We start from the raw sequence: 17,081 nt of genomic DNA on the forward strand, positions 1-17,081 counted from the left end.
AGCGCTTCAACCCCGGTCAGGCGCGTGCCCGAGAGCTCGTACCGACTCCACCAGCAACGATGGGCGAGAAGCCGGTACGATTTTCTCTCATGCTGCGAAGAGCAGTTGCTGACGGATTTAGACAGAGCTAGATGCCACCGAGTGCGCCTACGCGAAAGACCGCGGGGTTTCGGCTGCTTGCTCTAGCTAAACGACGGGCCAACAAAGCGTTTTACAAGCGCGTATTCGATGTCGCGGTCCTCGGCCGGCCAGTACCACAGCGCCAGGGTTACCCGCACCAGCCACTGCGCGGCCAGGGGGTCGTCGGAACCGATCACCTCCTGGGCCAGACGGCCCACGCCCGGCGACGCAGTCAACCACTCGCCCTCGTGGCTCGGCCGGATCGAACCCATCATCAGGTCACCGAGCGGCTCGGCCCGGATTTGCTCCAACGCAACCAAGATCGCCGTCACGACGCGCTCAGTACCCTGTAAACCCTTGATCGCCTCACGCACTAATTCGACGATTCGTGAGGAGGTGCGCATCATCACGGCTTCACGGATCGCAGCCTTGCCGCCGGCGTGACGATAGATCGTGGCCGGCGAACAATGCACCTTCGCGGCCAGCGCCTCGATCGTGAACGCCTCGAATCCTTCGCGTGAGACCAGTTCTGCGGCCGCGTCGTAGATCCGGTCGGCGGCTTCGCTGCCTCGGTCGCGGCCGACCAACCAATCCTCACGTGTCATGACACCTTGTCTCCTCCAGCCGACAGATAAATTCGCGTTCTCGCGTTGAGAATTATCTTGAGTGCTTCACCGGCTCACACGCCTGTCGTGAGAAATCATCACACTACCCGCCCCTGGGCCTCGCAACCTCGACCCGCGCACTTGACGGGCGCGATGCTCACAGGGCCCTACCACGCACTGAGGACATCAGACGAGCACACCGAGCCCGACTTCTCCACCGGCAAGTGCGCGCCCCAAGGATCCCGCCTCTGCATCACATGCGAACCGTTTTCCGACCGTCGAAGCAAACAGGCACTATCACTGTGAGAATCCTAGAGGGGGATTTCGACGCGAACGCGCTGGTCAGATGAGTCAGCTGCGAAAAGCTTTCCTAATAGCACCCGTAGAGGCCTTTCAACTTCGTGTCGCACCGTTGACGATGCAAGCTGCAGCGCCGAGCCTGAGGGCATGACGCTGGAGGCCCATCACTTCTCGTCGGCAAGCGCCCACCCGATCTGCATGCCCGCGCATCGGCGAGTTTGAGGAGACCCTTGCTCTGGCGCACAACGCTTTTCGCTCCGACCCGTACGGTGCCGCCTCGCTGGCCCGAGACCTTTGCGTTCTTTAGTAACGGACGAAAGGTGCAATGGTCATGGCGGTGAACAACAGCGCGCGCGGCATCGTTGCATTACTTAAACCGCTTGGCAGCGCCATAGAACTGAATCTCGCCGGGGCGATCCGCACGCACCGGCAGGGCTATCGAGGCTGGACTGGCGCGGTTAACACCGACTACGACCCGCTGGACCCCGCCACCGCGGCTCAGCCCCACGAGGCCTACCGAGCGCTGCATCGCAGCGGGCGTGTGCACTACAACCCGAAGCGCGCCACCTGGATCCTGAGCCGACTCAATGACGTCCGCGCCGCATTACGTGACACAGATCAGGTCACCAGCACCCGGGGGGTCACGCGAGTCAGAATGGCGGCTGATCTCTTAGTGCTCACAGACGGTGACGAACACGCCCGGCTACGTAAGCAAGTCCAGCCCGCCTTCACGCGTATTGCGCTGGAAAACTGGCAGGAAATTGCCGACAAGCTGGCAGCCGAACTGGTATCCGAGGTGCTCGCCGAACCTGGATGCGACGTGGTACAGAAGCTGGCCATACCGATGCCGATGCGTATGATCGCCGAGATCCTGGGCGTGCCAGACACCGACGTTGCCGACTTCCGGCGATGGTCAGAAAACAGCGTTCGCATCATTAACTTTTCACCGACACCCAAAGGTGTTATGGATATTGCGAATTCAATGCGTGCGGTCATCGCACTACGACGCTACTTCCTGCGTCATCTCGCCACCGGTGATCTCAAAGGCTCGGACACCGTGCTTGGGCGGTTACTGCAACACAGCAGCGAAGGCAACCTGAGCGACGATCAGTTGTTCTACGTTGCCCTGCTGCTGCTCATCGCCGGTAACGAGACGACTACCAATCTACTCGGCGGCATGTTCGACACGTTGGCCCACAATCCCGACCAATACGATCTCATCCGCGCCAATCCCGATCTCATTCCCATCGCCGTCGAGGAACAGCTCCGGATCTCCAGCCCGATCCAGAACCTTTACCGCTATACGCGCGAGGACTATCAGGTCGGCGAGGTAACCATTCCCGCCGGCGCACGCGTGCTCCTGTCTTTCGGTGCGGCCAACCGCGATCCGCTCGTCTTCGACGAACCTGACGAATACCGCGCAGACCGCAACCCGCGCATGCATATCGGCTTCGGCTATGGCGCACACATGTGTGTCGGCGCTCCTCTGGCCCGCATGGAGGCGCAAGCAGTGCTGCGTGAACTCGTCGAGCGCGTCACCCGTATCACTGCCGTTGGACCGACCACTTGGTCGACCAACAGCTCGCTGCGTGGGCCGACGCATTTGCCGATTCGATTGAAGAAAGCTGCCGCAGTCGCGACTAGTTGATGTCAACTCTGTAACGAAGGGGATGCCATGGAAATCCGTGAACCCGACTTCTTGAGACCTGTTGCACCGCATCGCCTGAAGGCTTACATCGTCCTGTTCACCGTCGTGGGCGTCGTGTTCGTTGGCACGACCATTGGAGTGGGTGCTGGGCTGCTGTCGCCAAGCTTCACGCTAGATGTCACGGCCAACTTGCTTTTCGGCCTGCCGGTGATAGTTCTGCCAATGGTGTTGTTCTGGAAGGCACCCGGAGAGCAGCGATCGCGTCTTCAATTGGCCGCCGAACTCACGCTGATCTACATTCCTCTGACCTTGGGTAGTCAATTGACCTACGAGTTGCCGTTTTTGATCGGGCATCCGTTCAACCTGTGGACTGCGACCTCTAACCCTGGCTGGCGCTGGTTGTGGTGGCAGTATGGGCTGGCTGACCAACGGTACGGCAGTGGTGACAACTGGATCTTCGGGTTGGAGTTCGTCTCCGTTGTAGTTGGCATTATGCTGTTCATTGTCTGGATTCGACTGCTGCGTCGCGATCTGCCCGACGAGTCGCGGATCCGCTGTTTGTGGCTGAGCTTTCTGGGCATCGCCGCTCTTCTCACCGGCACCGTGGCCTACTACGTGGCGGAGATCCGCGCCGGATTCAGCGATATAGGACAAGGCGCCTTTGGTTTGTGGTTCAAATTTGTCGGCGAGAATGTGCCTTATATGATCTTGCCCGCCTTCGTGCTCTATGCCATCTACCTTCAGATCAACTACCTGACTCGCTGGGTTGCCGTTGGTGAATTTGCTGGCAGCGGCGCAACCGTTGAGGCGGGGACTCAGGCAGGGTCGCGGGTGCCACGCTAACGGCATGCGCGCCCAGGTTCAGGTCGCCGCCTCAGGAAGTGCGGGCCTACGGCACGACGGGGTGTAGGGGCCTGAATGTGCCAGTGAGGGTGTTGAAGTGACAAAAAGATCAAGTCGATTCGGCTTGTGTGAGAGCAACGGAGTGTGCATGGCCATAATCCCCCGAAGTGTTCGATTCGACGATCAGGATTATTTGGTTGTCCTCCAGGAGGAGGTCACCCCGGAGAACGAAGACCAGGTGAAGGAAGCGGTGCGGCAGTGTCCTCGGCAGGCGGTCTCCATCGAAGACGAATGACCACTTCCGAACTCGTCTTCGATCCGTTCTCCGAGGACTTCTTCAACGGGCCGTACGAGCTCTACCGGCGGATGCGGGAAGAAGCCCCGGTCTATTAAAACGAGGAGTACGACTTCTACGCGTTCTCCCGGCACGAGGACGTCGCGATGGCCCTCAAGGACTTTGAAACGTACTCGTCGGCCTACGGCCTCGACCTGGCGATGTTGAAGTCGGACGAACCGCCTCCGGTGAAAATGATGATCATCATGGACCCGCCCGAGCACCGGCACATGCGCAGCCTCGTGAACAAGGTCTTCACGCCCCGAGCCACCGAGAACATGAGACCGAGTGTGACCCAGACGATCGACCGCTACATGCCGACGGCCGACGCCGATCACTTCGACGTGGTAAAGGATTTCGCCGCCTTGTTCCCTGTCTACGTGATCAGCCAGATGCTCGGCGTGCCGGAGGGATACCGCCAGAAAGTCAGGGAATAGGGTGACACCTCGCTACGTCGTGAGCGCGGTCAAATCGAGATGTCCGAGGAGGGCAGGCAAGCTGTCGTGGAATTGATGGGTTCTACTACAACCTCATTCAAGAACGTCGAGCCGAGCCCCAAGACGACATGTTCAGCCGGCTGATCGCCGCAGAAGTCAAGGACGCAAACAGCGAGACACGGCAGCTCGACGGCGTCGAGATCGCCGGCTTCGCAACGCTTTTAGGCGGGGCAGGTACCGAGACAGTCGCCAAGCTGGTCGGCAACGCCGCGGTGACGTTCGCGCGCTTCCCCGACCAGTGGCAGAAGTTACTCGACGACCGTAGCAAGATGCCTGGCGCAGTCGAGGAGTTGCTGCGTTGCGAGGCGCCGAGCCAGTACAACGTGCGCCGCTCGATGGAGGAGATACACCTGCACGGCGTCACGATCCCCGGTGGGCAAGCCTGTCTTCCTGCTTAGCGGTTCGGCGAACCGCGACCCTGAGGCCTTCACCGACGCCGACACCTTCGATATCGACCGCGACCGCACAGGTGCGCAGAACCTCGGCTTCGGGTACGGAGTACACAGTTGCCTCGGCGCGGCGCTGGCCCGGATGGAAAGCGCGATCGCGCTGGAGCGACTGCTCGACTTCATGGGCTGGGTGACCAACCAGTCGCCCAGGACCCGACGCGGGTTGGCTCATGCAGCGAGCCCAACGTCGGAGCGCACGCAGGATCGAGTTCGTGGATGCGCATACGCAAACGGTTGATCGTCGAGGTCCGTTGGGCGACAAGGTCTTCGCGGCGATCTACCAACAACTTCAACTCACGCGACACCGCATCATGACAGGCGACTGGCAGATCGGGTTCACGCAATACCGTCCGGGCCACCGCGAGTGCATCGATGGGATCGGACTTGCCTCGGGTGCCTGCCGAAGCCCGCGCTTGGGCCATCAACTTCGGCGCCACCCGCACCACCTTTTGGCCGGCGCTAAGCAAATCACGCTCGAGTCGAGCCGACAACGGCCGGCAGTCCTCGATTCGCGCGCCCACCGTAGCGCCTGGTGATGACCGGCCGTCGTGGCGGCCACGACTTTGTCGCCCAATGTGCGCCCGACCTCGCCGACAGCGACGAACGTGTGGGTGCGCTTGTGTACATCGGCTCCAACAACAACCATGGTGGTTGCCTCCTTCGACTCGAAGGGGTGTTAGTTGGGCCGGCCGGTGGACACATCTCAGTCGGGGCGATGCCACGCTCCTATCAAGTCACACCTGGCCGGTCTTTCACCGATGCCGACACAACGCACGAACGCCAACCGAGGGCAGCAGTGTCTGCAAGAGCCAAATACCGGGTGATCCAGAGCCAACCACCGCGAATGCGGCACTGCCACCCTGACACTGAGTATTTGCACACGACACGCCGCGGAATACATACAGTCAGCGCACTTTCGCGGGAACGTTAGCCCAAGCCGTGCAGGATGGCGCCGTTGCAGTCGGCCGCCGCCTGCCGCAGCTTCACCGCCTCCTGGTAGGCGTCGGAGTTGTACCACTCGCGCGCGGCTTCCGCCGACTCGAACTCGAGGAGGACTGTCTGGGTGCCGTGCCACTCGCCTTCGAGCGTCTCGACGTTGGGGTCGAACGACAGAAGCGTCGCACCGGCCATCGCCTTCCCGGCGAGCTTGGCGTACTCGGCCATGCCGGCCGGATCCTTCACATCTTCGGTGATGACGATGTATGCCTTCGGCACTACGGATCTCCTCGGTTCTCAGTCGGTTTCGACGATGGCTTGTTCGGGACAGCTGACGATAGCTTCCTTGGCCGAGTCCTCCAGGCCCGCGGGCACTTCCTCGGGCTCAGCCACGGCGTAACCGTCGTCGGTCATGCTGAACACATCGGGGCACAGCGTCAGGCACATACCTTGGCCTCGACAGCGGTCTACGTCGACGGTGACCTTCACGAACCACCTCCGGCGAGATCGAATTCGAGATGCAGTTCGGTCAGGCCCCGCAAAATGTACGTCGGAATGTACCGGTAGCGACGGCTTTCCGCGGAGCCGTGGTGTGCTTCGCTGATCCGGATGTCGGTCGTGCGGTCCAGCAGCCGCTCCAACCCGACGCGGGTCTCCGCACGAGCGAGCGGTGCGCCCGGGCAGCTGTGAATGCCACGACCGAATGCCAAATGCTGACGTGCGTTCTTGCGCTCGGGGTCGAAGGTATCGGGATCCTCGAAACGTCTCGGGTCACGATTGGCGGCCCCGTTGATCACCATCACGGTGCAGCCCGCACCGACTGCCTCCTCGCCGACCGTCGTCGGCACCCGCGACAGCCTGAAGTCACCCTTGACCGGGCTTTCAATGCGCAGGCACTCTTCGATGAAGTTCGGCATCAGGCTGCGGTCCTCCCGCAGCTTGACCTGGATGTCGGGTCGTTCTCCCAACACCTTCAAAGCCGTGCCCAGGAGCCGCACCGTGGTCTCCTGACCGGCAGAGAAGACGTTGGTGGCCACCCGCACGACATCGCTCACCTCGGGCACTGTCCCGTCAGGGAAAGTCGCGGCCGCCAGGCCGGTCAGCACGTCGTCACGGGGCTCGGCCCTGCGGTCCTCGATGTATGTTGCGAAAACGTCGTAGAGATACTCCAGCGGCGTCTTGGCCAGCGTCTTCGAGCCGGTACTGCCCAAGCCGCTGCCGTGGGTACCGCGGGCGAGACGCTCGAGAAGTTCCGGGCGGTCCTCCTCGGCCACCCCGAGCAGGTCGGCGATCACCCGCAGGGTGAACGGTCCGGCAAACCCGGTGATGAACTCACCCCCACCATGCGCCAGGAAGTCGTCCAGAATGTCATCGGCGATCTGCCACATGGCGTCCTCGTTCTCTTTGAGGCGCTTGGGTGTGATCAGCCGCATGAGCAGTGCGCGGTGGTTGGTATGCGTCGGCGGGTCCAGCGTTGGCAGCTGGTCGCTGAAGGGGATCTCGTCGCGGTGTGCCTTGATAATCTCGGTGACGTCGTCACCCCCGAGCGGTACGGGGAAGCCCGGGAAAGGCCCGGTCACCGAAATGCACGAGGAGAACGTGTCGGCGTCGTTGTAGACGTCGACGGCCTCCTGCCAGCCCGTCACCATCGTGACCCCGTAGTGGTTCTCGCGGCTGACCGGGCACTTGTTGCGCAGCGCCTCGTAGAACGGGTACGGGTCGTCGGTGAGACGACGGTCCCGGAAGAAGTCGACCGAGGTGAGGTCCTCCGCCATTGCTACTCCAATGATCTCGGATGAAGAGAATGTGATTCTCATCTGCGGCATTACGTTTCCATACTGGCTCTTCGCAGCGTGTCGTTGTTGAGCATCCGCGCGCTGCCGGACTCGATACGCGCCATACATGTTCCGCACGAACCGGTTTCGCATGACGACGGCGCCTGCAGGCCTGCCATGCGGGCAGTTTGCAGCAATGTGTTGCCGGCCCGGTAGGTTCTGCCCGTTGACGACGAAATGGTCGCCGTCGAACACAGCCCGCGTCTTCAGGCCCGCGAGGTCGGAGCCGGCGCCGGGCTCGCTCATGCCGAGGGAAGCAGTCATCTCGGCTTGCAGAATCGGTACCGCCCAGCGCTGCTTCTGTTCGTCGCTTCCAAACGTGAGCAGGGAGGCGGCGATGATTCCAGCACCCTGGGGGTTGAATGCGTGGTATATCCGTCGCCGCGACAACTCCTCGCGGTGGACGAACTGCTCCAGCACTCCTGCGTTGCGGCCGCCGAACTCCGGCGGGTTACCCGGAAGCAGCCAACCGTGGTCGAATTGCAGCCGCTGCCAGCGCCGGGACCATTCTGGTACGTGGGAGGTTGATCGGGAGCGCTCGGAGGCCGCCTCGGCCTCGGTGGGCAGATGTTCGTCGAGGAAGGCGACGAACTCCGCGCGGAAGGCCTCGACATCGTCATCGAATCGAAGCTTCACGAAACCCAACATATCAAGTACTTAACATCTGGTGGCCGATGCGCTATGACTGATGGGTACTCGACGGCGAGATGATCCTGATTACCGGCGCTACCCGCATTTCCGATAGCGTGGGCCCGCGCCGAGCACAACGAGGTGGGGCGCCGCTCGGCTGCGCGATCGCAGGCCGACCCGGATCGACTGACCCGATGCATGCATCACGCCGGTAGCTCTGGACATGAGCACCGGCGACTTCTCGGCACTGCCCGACGACTTAACCCTCGTTTTCCACGCCGCAGCCGACGCCGACCAAGCCGACTGGACTCGATGCATCGACACGAATGCCCAGAAATCGGGCGATCTGCTCTACGACTGCCGTACGGCGAAGGGTTTTGTGTTCGGTTCGGCCGCTACCGTTTACAGCTACCAGAGCCAACGCCCGCTGCGCGAGTCGGATCGCCCAGGCGTACTACTGCGCGCGAATTGCAGTTTTTCCCAAGATCGCGGCTGAGGCGGTGTGCACCTGGGTCGCCAAGCATCACCGCATACCGCTGACGATCATCCGCGTCTGCTCGACCTATGGGCCGAGGGCGGAGCACCGGCGGACCGGCTGGGATTGACGTCAGCACACGCGAGGGCGTCAGCTCGCCGGAGTGAGGTCGGCCGCGACCGAGGGTGTTGCCATCAGGCCGCACCGGAATGTCTCTGTGCTGGAAACGGATCCGTTTTCGGCGACGGCCGTGAGCGCCTGCCGCTTGAAGGCACGCGCCGCAGCGCTGAGCTTATGGGCGAAGGTACCGATACTGTCGTCCAGCTCCGCCGGCCAGGTGTCGCCCCATAATGTGACTTCGGTAAGGCCTTGTTCGAGCGCACCGAGTACCCCGCGCCGCACCCGCTCGTCGCTCGCGAAGAGGCTGGCTGCGACCGCGATCGTCTGCGGATGCGGCCGCGCTTCCCACAGCGCGAGTGCCGACTCGAGATCTGTGGTTTCCACTCCGAGGATCTTCAGCGGCCCCGGGTCCTCGTCCAGGGTGAGTAGAACTGTGACGGCCCAGCCTGCCATCATGCGGTCGTACATCCAACCGCCTGCGGACCGAACCACGTCGGCCACACTGGCGCCCACCACATCAAGCCGGTACCTCACATGGAGCTCCGGGGCGCCAAGTCGGCGGCCAGCGAGTCCGCATACGCCTGGAACGCTTCGGTGACCGGTATCGATGGGTCGAGCATCCATAGTGTCTCCATTCCATTGATGAAGGCGAGTATTTCGACGGCCTTGGTGGCCGCGTCACAATCGGAGCGATACTTCCGCGACGCTGACCGGATTCGATGTTGCCGGTCAGGATGTCGATAGCCGCGCGGTACCGCTTGTGCAGCCGCTCGTGCAGCGGCGCATAGGGGGCGATGTTTTCTATTAGTAGGACTGTGAACGTGCCGACCAATTCGGGCGCCCGGTCGAACCGCTCAGGCACGCGTCGGATTTCATTGATCAGGTTACCGGATTGGTAGTCGGCGTGGATCGCGTCGTCTTCGTCGCGGGCGTCGAGCACCGCGTTCAGCAGCTGTTCGTTCCTTCGAGTCGAACTGGTGCAGCCCAGCGGTGTGACGCCGGCTTCCTTCGCGATGACGGCCAGCGACGTGCTTCGCCAGCCGTTGCGTGCAAGCAGCCGTTGGGCTACGCCGAGGATGCGCTGCCTGCGATCTTCGCCTCTGGCAAGCAAGGTCTCGTACGGACGAGTGCTTGCGCGCGGTACAGACTGCCCAGGGGCCGACACCGAACTCCTTCGTTCAAACGAACCTAGTGAACACACATTAGGTAGTTTGCCCCGCTGCGACAAAGGTCTCAGCGCCAAGGGGACCCTCTGGTGGTGTAAAGCTTTTGCTTTATTTGACTTCTTAGGCTAGTAGGGGCCTCTGGTGGGCCGAGGTGATGCGGTTGGGCGGGAACGATGATCTCGTCTAGCAAGGATTTGGGTTGAAGTGCCATCCAACTGTGCTGGGGGAGTTCTGGGGTTACTTGACGGGGTCACCTTTCGGTTCGGATGCCTTGGCGGCGGTGTAGGTCGTCGCAAGCGCAACGTTGGTCCCGGGACGCTCGGGACCTCCCCTGCTTCACCTGGACAACACGAGCTGGCTTTCATGGATAACTGCTGTTACCCACGATTAGTCTCGGACCCCCGGACGGGATCGGGCGGTCAAAACTTCAATAGCCAGCGGCATAGCCGGCTAGGCCCGATTGGGTCCCAAAACAAACGGTGAGTGCGCAAATGTTCATGCAGTTGGCTGGCACTGAGACAGCCCGGGTACGAAGGATTCTCGCCGCGAACGACACTTGCGCTTCGAGAGCAAGCGACGATTACACAACCTAACCTAGCTAACGGGGTCCGATCCGGTGCATAGTCGACTGACTCGGCGGTTTCCTCCTTGGTGAAACCGGGCGACCCATTCGAGCGATGCACCATATCCAAGGATAATCGTCATTATCCATGAAGTTAGTCTGCATATTTCATTGATGAATCAGTCTCCTCTGGGTGCCGTCATTCTCTGTCATGGTGGCTGTTCCGTCCCGGGCTGGCCGTATGCCAGCAATGCAAAGCAATGTAGCGAGTGGGTGTTATCGCTCGTTACGACAAGCGTGACGCTTCGACTCACGTGCGGGCCCAGCGCGCGTAGCGCCGCCATCGCAACGACTCGATTTCATGAACAATGCGGCAATGCCCTCCCGACGAGCATCGAATGCAAATACCCTGATCTTTCGACCCACGTGGCCAAAAAGGGGCAGCCCACCACCGTAGGAGTGAGATGATCGATCAGGAGTGGTTCGGGGATTCTCTGAGCGTAGGAGAGTTGAATCCTGCCGATCTCGCAGCCTATTTGGAATCCGTTGACGATCCCGAGGTGCCGACTGCCGATTCGGCGAACGAGGCTGACGCGGCAGCGGCACTTGAGGAGCGGCTGTCTTTACAGTGGCCAGTCATCCTGCAGCCGAGGCCCTACAAGCACACCGGCAGCATGGTCGGCTACATCCAGGAAGGTGCGGGGCCGACGTATTCGATCGTCGATCCCAGGAGTGTCGCGCCGGATCGTGATCTGATCGGCGAGCGAGTCGCCATCCGACTCACCGCAGCTCTCGTGGTCTGCTACCCAGGTTTGGGAGTTCACGAGATACTTCTGCACTTCGGTGCCGGGGGAGGCAAAGACCGTGAACCGAAACACAATTTCAGTTCGACGATTCAAGCGGCCGACGGCAATCAGATGCCGGTGGGCGGACAAGTCTTGTTCAGTGGCATAGAGATCGGCGAAGACGGCTTGTCCTTGGCGATGTCTACCGTCAATGTTCACAGCCAGGGTGACGCGAAGCTGCTTGAGATTTTGCAGAGCAGTGTATTCCACAAGGGTCTAGACCTGCTCGCCTCGACCGGTCCTGCAATAGGGCTGTTGTCCACCACGCTGGATTCACTGGCCAAGTACATGGCCGGCAGCAACAAGAACAAGAGAGTCCAGACCGGCCTGATCGGCCTCGACCTCGACCAAACGCTCGTCGACACCGCCAAGTTGAACCTCGGCACCTACGTGATGGCACAGGCACCCGCCACCGTCGATGGCTCGCCGTGGGATTGGGGGTTGTACGCTTATGACCAGTCGCGTAACGCCATCGTCCACAGAGAGAACCCGGACCGCCTCATCGAGTTCAACTACGTGGCCATTGGGATCCAGCACATCTCACGTTAGGGCCTGCCGCTGACGGAGCCAAATCTGTACCAACGTTATTCCCTTGCGCGGGAGCGTTTTTACGCGAGCTGCTCCCCAGCCGACCTGGCCGTGTGTTTGTCATTGCTAGAAGGGGCGCTCGCGCAGCCAGGCCACCCGCCGGAGGTCGAAGTCGAACTGGCACTGCGTTTGATCGATCGAGTTCGGATCCCTGGCGCGTCACCGGATGTGGTCGCCGACGCTGCCAGAGCCGACGCTTTACTGAGCTGGGGCGCAGAGCGAGCGTTGGTGACGCCCCGCGGGCTGATCGATCTCGGGATAGCCCACCGCGTGGCCTACCAATCCAGCGGTGTCGCAACGCATGCCGCCCGCGCGATGCAGCTGTTCGAGCTCGCGGCGAAACGCGCCAATGAGCTCGACCCCGTGCCCTACCTGCACAGCGTGGAGCTCGCCGCTGAAGTCTGGGCGAACGAGAAGGAGCCGTTCGTACTCGATCTCGCGATCTCGGCATGCGACGCAGCACTTTTCATGGATGACGTACTGGACGCCGGCCAGCGAAAGTGGCTTGTCGATCAGAGGGCCTTTCGTCTGTTCGACCGGTACCAGGTAAGCCATCGCGAGGACGACCTGATGCGAGCCGTAAACGATAGACGCCGCCTGCTCGCCGACGCGCCACCCGACGCCGGCGATCGCCCGCATTTCGCCTACCACCTTGCGGTTTGTCTTCAGGAGGCGGCGGTCCGAAACCGGGACGGCGCGGAATATCTCGACGAGTGCCGCACGATGCTCACCCGCGAAATCGAACGGCTGCCAACGAAGGACACCGCCGCCCTGTTGAGCCTGCGGGGGATCACGGAAAGACTTGCCCGAGCGCACAACGCCGATCCGGCGCTCCTCGAGCGGGCGGTAAAGGATCAGAAGGCGGCACTGGAGGCCGGCCCCGAAAATGCCATCGCTCGAACGGTTTACGAAATCAGGCTCTCCAACGCGCTTCACGACCGCTACATTGCAAGCGGTCAGAAAAAGGACCTCGACGACGCGATCCGGCTCGCCGACAGCGCAGCCGCGTCACTTGAAAACCGTGCCAGCGATGAACTGATGGGCATCCTGGTCATGGCCTACACCGCCCAAGGCAGGGCCCGAGCCAAGCGGTACGAACTGTACGGTGACGACACCGACCTCGCGGCCACGCTGCGCGCTTTCCGTAACGGCCTTGACACCGTGCGACGCGGCGGCCTCGAGCCCGATGTGCATGTGATGTCCAACCTGGCCGATGTATTGATCCGGTTCCAATACCGGCGCACAGGAGATCCCGCAAGCCTCGACGAGGCAGTCGACCTGCTTGTCAAGGCACAACAAGCCCACCCAGATCCGCTCACGCTACCGATGGTGCTGAATACGCATGGCCTGGCACTGCTGGAGCGGTTCGAGGCCAAACACGACGCGTCGGATCTGCGTGACGCGGTGTCGCTAATCGAGACGGCGGTGGACCTGACGCCTGAGGGCGCGGCCAACAGACCGCAGCGGCTTAACAACCAGGTGCGGGCGCTGATGGCACTGGCGGACGTCGAAGGTCGCGCCGACGCGATCGAGCGGGGCGTCGCAACCGCCCGACTGGCAGTGGCAGCGGCTCCCCCGTGGACGCACGAAGGAGTGATCTACCGCGTCAACCTCGCCGGCGCGCTAGCCGTTCGGTATGAGTTCAACGGCCACATGGACGACCTCGCCGAAGCCCAACAACTCTGTGTCGGCATATCGCAGGTTGGTCCAATGGCGTCGCGGCCGGCGAATTTGAGTAACTCAGCGGTGACACTAATGGCCGTCGCAGATGCGACCGGGCGCACCGCGCCGCTAGAGGCGGCAGCGCGCCAGTTGACCGAGGCGATCAGCCTCGCCAACGCCAAAGATCCCGTATTGCCCACGCTCGCCTACAATCTCGCCGTCGCGTACCAGCTGCTGGGGCTGCGGAAGGGCCGTGCCAATCTGATATCCGCAGGGATGGATCCGCTCACTCATCTTGTTGAGAGCCTTCCCGTCGGCAACCCCACCAAGGCTTCGGCCGGAATCGCGCTGGCATGGTCCTACGCCGTGCGCGGATCGACAACGGACTCCGATGATGATCGCGCCACCTCCGTGCGGCTCGGGGAGAACGCGCTCGCAGGCCAGCCGCCGGGGACCGTCGCCTGGCACATGACCGCCTACCAGTTGGCGGTGGTCCACCATATGGCCGCTGTATCCCCACATTGCGGTGAGCGGGCCCGCGCCGAAGACCTTCTCGAACAGGTCCTTTCCGGTTCGCCCAGCCCGGATTTTCAGGTCCGGGCCGCCGACGAACTCGGCGGCCTGCGTGCCGAGCGCGGCGATGCCGACGGTGCGGCCCGTGCATATGTAGCAGGCGTGCGGGCCATGGAATCGTTGTTCGACCAACAGAGTCTGCGCAGCCACCAAGAACAGGCGCTGCGCAAAGGCGTGCAGCTGGCAACCCGTGCGGCGGCGGCACTGGCTGCGGGCGGCGATCTCCTCGGCGCTGTCGCGGTGCTGGAAACGGGGCGAACTGTTTTGGCGGCCACCAGCGCGCGTTCGGTTCGCCGCCAGTTGGACGCGTTGGCTGCCGCAGGCCACGCCGACCTGCGCGAGGAGTATTTAGCCGCCGCCGCAGCGCTGGGAAGTCTGGACGGCCACACAGGATCCGCAACGCCGCAGCACACCACGGCGACCATTCCAGCGGCGGTCGTCAAGGCCACTCGAGAACGACTTCAGACGGCGATAGGCCACATCTCGGCCATCGAAGGCTTCGAAGCGTTCCCACGACCCGCCGCACCTTCGCTCGCCGACATGGCGAGCCTTGCTGCCCCCTGCGTGTACCTCGTCCCCGGATCGCGAGCCGGAGTAGCGATCCGCGTGGACGCCACCGGACCGACGGCCTGCCGCGCGCTGCCGGACTTGACGGAGTCGGCGCTGCAGGCTCGCGCCGATGCGTGGCGCACGCTGGCCTCCGATAAGTCGGCCCGATCGGCACCGAGCTGGCCGGCTGAAGTCGCCTCGGTCGGTGCGTGGCTCTGGGACACCACGATGAGTGCGGTCACCGAGATGCTCGTCGACGCCTCGGAAGTCGTACTCATTCCGTGCGGACGGCTGGTAGATCTTCCGCTGCACGCAGCCCGGCGATCCGCCGGGAACGAAATCACCTACGCTGTTTCACAATTCACCATCCGCTACGCCCCGAGCCTGCGGACAGTTCTCGACCGGCGATCCACCACCAGCCGCGCGGCCGAGAGCCTGCTCGTCGTGGCCGATGAGACGTTGACCCACGCATCCGAGGAGGCGCAGGCGGTGGTCGCCGAGTTCGACACGGACGCACCAATCAGGCTGCGCAGTCAATTAACGCGAGCCAACCTGCTGGCTGCGCTGCCGACCATCGGCGTCGCGCATTTCGCCTGCCACGCGTCGTCGAGTCCGCTCGATGCGCTCGCCAGCCAGATAGACGCGTGCAGCGACGCGCCCGTCACCGTCGCTGACCTCCTCAGCCTGGATCTGTCGAACGCCCGCCTGGTCGTGCTTTCCGCGTGTGAGTCGGCAATGAGTGATCAAACACTCCCCGACGAGGTTCTCAGCCTCGCATCCACTCTGGCGCAATCTGGTGTTGACGGTGTCGTGGGGTCCCTCTGGTCGGTGCCCGACGCCAGCACAGCGGTGCTAATGAAGCGCTTCTACGAGCTATGGCGCCGTGACCGGCTGCCCCCAGCGGCGGCGCTCTGCCAAGCGCAGGCATGGATGGCATCAGGTGATGCGGGACCGCCATCGACCGGAGATCCAACCCGCCCGGATACCTGGGCTGGCTTCGTATACGTCGGCGTGTAGTTATACCCAACGCTTCGGCAGCTATTCGAGCTAGCTTCGACCCCCACGTTCTCCGCGAAAAGTCCCTCGCGAACGAACGTTTCGCGTTCCACCGTGAGAACATGGGCAAACTGGTCAAGGAACTCGACTGGGAGTTTTCCGTGATCCAACCACCGCGACGAGTTAGGGGCTAGCGCGCACCGCGCGGATATGCGGCTTGTCTACCGCGCTTGTGATTGGCGGTCGGAACCTACCTGCATGTCATGGGACATGAACACCTCAAAGACGCTGATATCGAAGGGTATTTGACCGAGCCCGGGCTTGGTCGTGTGATCGGTTGGACTATGACCACATCGACGGCGACGAGTCAGCTGGTCCTGCACCTGTGTCCTCGTCCAGAACCGTGAGGAGGATGCTGGACTAGCTGCCGCCAAGGAGGTTCATCACCTTGCGGCTGATCTTGACAATGTGATCGCTGGCCGGCAACAGCGGAAACCCTGAGCTGAGCAGGTACATCTGCAGTGACGCCAGCCCGTACTTGGATGCTTTGGCGCGCCAGTTCGCGATCAACCCCATCATGTCGGGATTATTGCCGTATTTCATCCCGATATCGGCCATACCTTCAAGCAATTGAACGTCAGATATCGGGACGATGCCGGGGGCGTACACCTGCGGTTGAAGATGGCCGAACGCATCGAGGCCCCGAATATTGATGTCGAACTGGGTCAGCAGCCCATTGACCACGCCGGCGTCGGGCACGACGATGAGCGGGACGAACATCGTCTTCGTGTCGACCTTCTCGTTGTCCCAGCCGCCGTGCTTCCTGACGAGGTCGATCGTAGAGAGTAGCTGACCAAACTTGCCGTCGTTAGGATCGGAGAAAATCTTCTCGACGTCAGCGCCGTACTAGTCCCAGCTCGCCAAGCCTTGTGCCACATCCTCTTTCACTGCGTGATTTGTTGCATCGATCACGATGCAGTGGGCTCCACCGAAGAGCATCCAGTCGCACACCGGCGGCTTCTTTCCCTTCGGCCCCGGCCAGGCCGCGTGCATTTCGTCTTCGCCGACGATTGCGCGCAGGTGTGGGCTCTTGTCGAAGATGCGGTGCAGAATCCCACCGGCGAAGGCTTCGAACGCGTCGCACATCGCGTTCTTGAAGCGATTCCTGAGCCCTCCAGAGCTGAAGCTGGCCCACGCCTCGAAGTAGAGTTGCCCGCCGCACAGCCGATCGAGCGCCCACTGATGGCGCAGCATAACGAACGTGTTGTCGTCGACGGGGACCCAAACAGGATCGCACGATCACATTTCGATGGCCGGCGCATAGCCCGACTAGGCCTTGGTGGCGCCT

General features: G+C 62.3%; 12 protein-coding genes and 6 pseudogenes. 7 read left to right on the plus strand and 11 right to left on the minus strand.

The window, feature by feature from the left end:
- Window positions 1-182: 182 nt before the first annotated feature.
- Complete coding sequence (locus ACZYVJ_RS07565; protein ID WP_463830440.1) at window positions 183-725, minus strand: TetR/AcrR family transcriptional regulator; 543 nt, start codon at window positions 723-725, stop codon at window positions 183-185.
- Between the two features lie 631 nt (window positions 726-1,356).
- Between ACZYVJ_RS07565 and ACZYVJ_RS07570 the strand changes: the two genes are divergently transcribed.
- The 4 genes and pseudogenes from ACZYVJ_RS07570 to ACZYVJ_RS07585 all read left to right on the plus strand — a co-directional run.
- A complete protein-coding gene (locus tag ACZYVJ_RS07570) occupies window positions 1,357-2,673 on the plus strand; it encodes a cytochrome P450 (RefSeq protein WP_463830441.1) in 1,317 nt (438 codons plus the stop codon).
- A gap of 33 nt (window positions 2,674-2,706) precedes the next feature.
- Window positions 2,707-3,516: an emopamil-binding protein gene (locus ACZYVJ_RS07575; RefSeq protein ID WP_463832890.1), complete on the plus strand. Its 810-nt coding sequence runs from the start codon at window positions 2,707-2,709 to the stop codon at window positions 3,514-3,516.
- A 97-nt stretch (window positions 3,517-3,613) separates the two neighbouring features.
- Entirely contained in the window at window positions 3,614-3,811 is a 198-nt protein-coding gene (locus tag ACZYVJ_RS07580; RefSeq protein ID WP_463830442.1) for a ferredoxin, read from the plus strand.
- A pseudogene (locus ACZYVJ_RS07585) lies at window positions 3,808-4,920 on the plus strand (cytochrome P450); the annotation flags it as partial. The gene ACZYVJ_RS07580 and the pseudogene ACZYVJ_RS07585, both read left to right, overlap by 4 nt.
- On the opposite strand, the pseudogene ACZYVJ_RS07590 reads toward ACZYVJ_RS07585, so the two are convergent.
- The 6 genes and pseudogenes from ACZYVJ_RS07590 to ACZYVJ_RS07615 form a co-directional block, all read right to left on the minus strand.
- Window positions 4,920-5,442 (minus strand): annotated as a pseudogene (locus ACZYVJ_RS07590) (IS110 family transposase); the annotation flags it as partial. The pseudogenes ACZYVJ_RS07585 and ACZYVJ_RS07590 overlap by 1 nt on opposite strands.
- 281 nt (window positions 5,443-5,723) lie before the next feature.
- The gene (locus ACZYVJ_RS07595; RefSeq protein WP_463830443.1) at window positions 5,724-6,011 is read right to left on the minus strand and encodes a DUF1330 domain-containing protein; all 288 of its coding nucleotides are present in this window, start codon (window positions 6,009-6,011) and stop codon (window positions 5,724-5,726) included.
- Between the two features lie 18 nt (window positions 6,012-6,029).
- A complete protein-coding gene (locus ACZYVJ_RS07600) occupies window positions 6,030-6,221 on the minus strand; it encodes a ferredoxin (protein WP_463830444.1) in 192 nt (63 codons plus the stop codon).
- Entirely contained in the window at window positions 6,218-7,507 is a 1,290-nt protein-coding gene (locus tag ACZYVJ_RS07605) for a cytochrome P450 (protein WP_463832891.1), read from the minus strand. The genes ACZYVJ_RS07600 and ACZYVJ_RS07605 overlap by 4 nt, the downstream gene beginning before the upstream one ends.
- 74 nt (window positions 7,508-7,581) lie before the next feature.
- Window positions 7,582-7,725: pseudogene (locus tag ACZYVJ_RS07610) on the minus strand (2Fe-2S iron-sulfur cluster-binding protein); the annotation flags it as partial.
- A 121-nt stretch (window positions 7,726-7,846) separates the two neighbouring features.
- Window positions 7,847-8,215 (minus strand): annotated as a pseudogene (locus ACZYVJ_RS07615) (acyl-CoA dehydrogenase family protein); the annotation flags it as partial.
- Window positions 8,216-8,274: 59 nt separating this feature from the next.
- Between ACZYVJ_RS07615 and ACZYVJ_RS07620 the strand changes: the two are divergent.
- Window positions 8,275-8,795, plus strand: a pseudogene (locus tag ACZYVJ_RS07620) (NAD-dependent epimerase/dehydratase family protein); the annotation flags it as partial.
- Window positions 8,796-8,822: 27 nt separating this feature from the next.
- Here the strand turns inward: ACZYVJ_RS07620 and ACZYVJ_RS07625 are convergent.
- Together ACZYVJ_RS07625 and ACZYVJ_RS07630 are read right to left on the minus strand one after the other, a co-directional pair.
- Window positions 8,823-9,326: a hypothetical protein gene (locus tag ACZYVJ_RS07625; protein ID WP_463830445.1), complete on the minus strand. Its 504-nt coding sequence runs from the start codon at window positions 9,324-9,326 to the stop codon at window positions 8,823-8,825.
- Window positions 9,323-9,957, minus strand: a pseudogene (locus ACZYVJ_RS07630) (TetR/AcrR family transcriptional regulator). Before ACZYVJ_RS07630 ends, ACZYVJ_RS07625 begins: the two are co-directional and overlap by 4 nt.
- Before the next feature lie 1,027 nt (window positions 9,958-10,984).
- Here ACZYVJ_RS07630 and ACZYVJ_RS07635 point away from each other — a divergent pair.
- Window positions 10,985-11,914, plus strand: coding sequence for a hypothetical protein (locus ACZYVJ_RS07635; RefSeq protein ID WP_463830446.1), 930 nt, complete (start codon window positions 10,985-10,987; stop codon window positions 11,912-11,914).
- A 267-nt stretch (window positions 11,915-12,181) separates the two neighbouring features.
- On the plus strand, window positions 12,182-15,754 hold the full coding sequence (locus ACZYVJ_RS07640; protein WP_463830447.1) for a CHAT domain-containing protein: 3,573 nt from the start codon (window positions 12,182-12,184) through the stop codon (window positions 15,752-15,754).
- Between the two features lie 399 nt (window positions 15,755-16,153).
- On the opposite strand, the gene ACZYVJ_RS07645 is transcribed toward ACZYVJ_RS07640, so the two are convergent.
- Window positions 16,154-16,513, minus strand: coding sequence for a hypothetical protein (locus ACZYVJ_RS07645; RefSeq protein ID WP_463830448.1), 360 nt, complete (start codon window positions 16,511-16,513; stop codon window positions 16,154-16,156).
- A gap of 126 nt (window positions 16,514-16,639) precedes the next feature.
- Entirely contained in the window at window positions 16,640-16,987 is a 348-nt protein-coding gene (locus ACZYVJ_RS07650) for a hypothetical protein (protein ID WP_463830449.1), read from the minus strand.
- Window positions 16,988-17,081 lie beyond the last annotated feature (94 nt).

Source organism: Mycobacterium sp. IDUB_3, assembly GCF_055419585.1.